General features: G+C 47.5%; 3 protein-coding genes and 1 pseudogene. All 4 read left to right on the forward strand.

Features of this window, described 5'->3' with window-relative positions; all coding sequences use genetic code 11:
- On the forward strand, window positions 1–362 hold a 362-nt coding region (locus tag B3182_RS06085; protein WP_292751973.1), incomplete at its 5' end, for a lytic transglycosylase domain-containing protein.
- 9 nt (window positions 363–371) lie between these two features.
- The gene (locus B3182_RS06090; protein ID WP_292358218.1) at window positions 372–1613 is read left to right on the forward strand and encodes a multifunctional CCA addition/repair protein; all 1242 of its coding nucleotides are present in this window, start codon (window positions 372–374) and stop codon (window positions 1611–1613) included.
- 62 nt (window positions 1614–1675) lie between these two features.
- A complete protein-coding gene (gene mch, locus B3182_RS06095) occupies window positions 1676–2659 on the forward strand; it encodes a methenyltetrahydromethanopterin cyclohydrolase (protein ID WP_292358220.1) in 984 nt (327 codons plus the stop codon).
- A gap of 9 nt (window positions 2660–2668) precedes the next feature.
- A pseudogene (locus B3182_RS06100) lies at window positions 2669–2984 on the forward strand (RimK family alpha-L-glutamate ligase); the annotation flags it as partial.

Here is a 2984-nt window from a genome sequence, read left to right on the forward strand (position 1 = left end):
GAGCTACTGGTAAACAGGTTGGACGCTGGCTGAATAAGCCTTTAAAGCAGGATTCTGAGCTTTATCATCCGCCGCGTAATATCGAGATAGGAAGCTTTTATATCCGCCGGATGCAGGATCAATTTCAAAACAATCCAATACTGGCCACCGCAGCTTATAATGCCGGACCTCATCGTGTTTCACGCTGGCTACCGGCTCAAACCATGCCTGCCGATATCTGGGTAGAGAACATTCCCTTTACCGAAACCCGTCGCTATGTTCGCTCGGTGTTCAGTTATGCTGCTACCTATGACTTTCAAAGAAAACAGGCTATCAAGCGAATGTCGGAACGCATGCCAGCAGTACGCCCCAAAAACCCTTAATATAGCGTCATGCGAATATATAAAGTAGGTGGCTGTGTTCGGGATCGCTTACTGGGACGGCCGGTAAAAGATAAAGACTGGGTTGTTGTGGGCAGCACTGTAGAGGAAATGCTGGCTCAGGGATTTCGCCCCGTGGGCAAAGACTTCCCCGTCTTTCTGCATCCCCAAACCCACGAAGAATACGCGCTTGCCCGTACGGAACGGAAAACGGCGCCGGGCTATCATGGTTTCGAAATTCACGCTTCACCAGAGGTTACTTTAGAAGAAGATCTGGCACGTCGGGATCTGACTATCAACGCAATGGCTGAAGATGACGATGGCAATGTCATCGATCCATTTGATGGACAAACCGATCTGCATAACAAGACTTTACGCCATGTATCAAATGCCTTTGTTGAAGATCCGGTCAGGGTATTACGCATGGCAAGGTTTGCTGCCCGCTTCGGTTTTCATGTAGCCGATGAGACCAAACAATTAATTCATCAGATGATAGCCAATGGTGAACTGGAACATCTGGTCGCTGAGCGCGTATGGCAGGAGTTGGAAAAAGCGCTATTAAGCAGCCAACCCTCTTTATTTTTTTTCAGCTTAAAAGAAGTCGGCGCATTAAAAACACTGTTTCCAGAAATTGATCGGCTGTTTGGTGTTCCACAGATTTCTCAATGGCATCCCGAAGTGGATACCGGTGTGCATGTGATGCTGGTGCTGGATCAAGCCGCCAGACTAACTGATGATCTGGCCGTGCGTTTTGCCGTGTTATGTCATGATCTGGGCAAAGGAACGACCCCTGCAGACATTTTGCCAAGTCATAAAGGGCACGAACAACGGAGTATCGCATTAACCCATACGTTATGTGAACGTTTACGCGTACCACGTGAGATCAGCAGTCTGGCACTAAAAGTCGCTGAATTTCACACACATTGCCATTTACTTTTTGAATTATCAGCGCGTGAAGTATTAAACGTAATAGAAGGGCTTGATGCGTTTCGCAAACCGCAACGATTTTCACAATATCTCTTGGCTTGTGAGGCCGACTTTCGAGGACGTCCTGGTTACGAAAACACTGATTTTCCCGAAAAAGTCGCTTTTCAGGCCTGTTTTGATGCTGCATCAGAGGTAAGCGCAGCACCTTTTGTTAATGAGGGATTGCAGGGTCCAGCTATTGCCTCGGCCATGGCAGAACAGCGATGCAGAATAATCGAACAGGTACTTAAACCATTTTGTAAAAACACCGATGGAAAAGTTAGCTGATCATTACAGCGCCCAATGCATAACGTATACTATTTTCATTTTTTATCAGACAGGATCTTTTCATGAGCAGTCAAATCTCCGCCAACTGGACCAGTGTTAACGCCGCCAGTAAGCCACTGGTTGATAAATTAATCGACAATGCTCAAGCCCTGCAATTGGAAATCAGTCATTTATCCAATGGTACACGCGTCGTTGATGCAGGTATCAATGCCACCGGTGGTCTGGAAGCGGGTCGACTGATTGGTGAAATCTGCATGGGTGGACTGGGTACCGCAACTCTCGGCAGTACCAGCGGTTTTAGCGATTGGCCATGGTCAGTGAATGTTCATGCAAAAACGCCGGTATTAAGTTGTCTTGGCAGTCAATATGCGGGTTGGAGTCTTTCTCATAAAAGTGAGGATGTGAAATTTTTCGCCCTGGGCTCCGGGCCAGGTCGTGCACTTGCTGCCCGTGAAGAGTTATTCAAGGAATTTGGCTATCAGGATAAAGCAGATTCAACGGTTATCGTGCTGGAAGTAGATAGCATGCCACCCGTCGAAATCGCCGATAAAGTTGCTGATAACTGTGGTATCAAACCTGAAAATCTAACGTTAATTCTGACCCCAACCACCAGTCTGGCAGGGGTAATGCAAATTGCCATTCGTGTACTGGAAGTGGCCATGCATAAAGCTCATACCCTGCACTTTCCGATGGATAAAATTGTGGATGGTTTTGGAACCACGCCTGTCGCACCACCCGGTGGTGATTTTATGACCGGCATGGGCCGTACCAACGACGCTATTCTGTATGGCGGTACCGTGCATCTTTTTGTGGACAGTACCAATGATGAAGCACAAGATCTTGCCAAGAAAATGCCCAGCAATACATCGTCTGATTACGGCCGTCCGTTCGGTCAGATTTTCAAATCGTACGAATATGACTTTTTCAAAATTGATCCGATGCTTTTCAGTCCGGCAAAAGTCATTATCACCAGCACCCAAACCGGGAAAAGCTTCACTGCTGGTGAATTGAATGCTGACTTATTGAAGCAATCCTTCGGACTTTAATGATTGACTATGCCTAGCGCCCGCGTTGCTGTTTTTAATGATACTCACGGGTGGCATAGTGCTCAGCTGACTGAAGCACTGGCTGACTTAAATATTGAAACGGTGCTTATCGATCTGGCGGAATGCCGGATCGATACCCGCAGTCCAACAGGCATGGTGATTCCTCATTTTGAAACGACATTGCCTGATGCCGTACTGGTCAGAGGGATCGCTCCCGGAAGCCTCGAACAAATCACCTTACGCATGGACGTATTGCATACCCTTGCCGAATTAGGTGTGCCGGTTTTGAATCCCGCACATGCTATTGAACTCACCGTCGATAATG

Origin of the sequence: Methylophaga sp. UBA4204 (genome assembly GCF_002379485.1) — a bacterium.
GTDB lineage: Bacteria > Pseudomonadota > Gammaproteobacteria > Nitrosococcales > Methylophagaceae > Methylophaga.

Bases quoted from the DNA above. Each gene is read 5' to 3' on its own strand.
- B3182_RS06090 (WP_292358218.1), top strand. From the start codon at position 372: ATGCGAATATATAAAGTAGGTGGCTGTGTTCGGGATCGCTTACTGGGA.
- mch (WP_292358220.1), top strand. From the start codon at position 1,676: ATGAGCAGTCAAATCTCCGCCAACTGGACCAGTGTTAACGCCGCCAGT.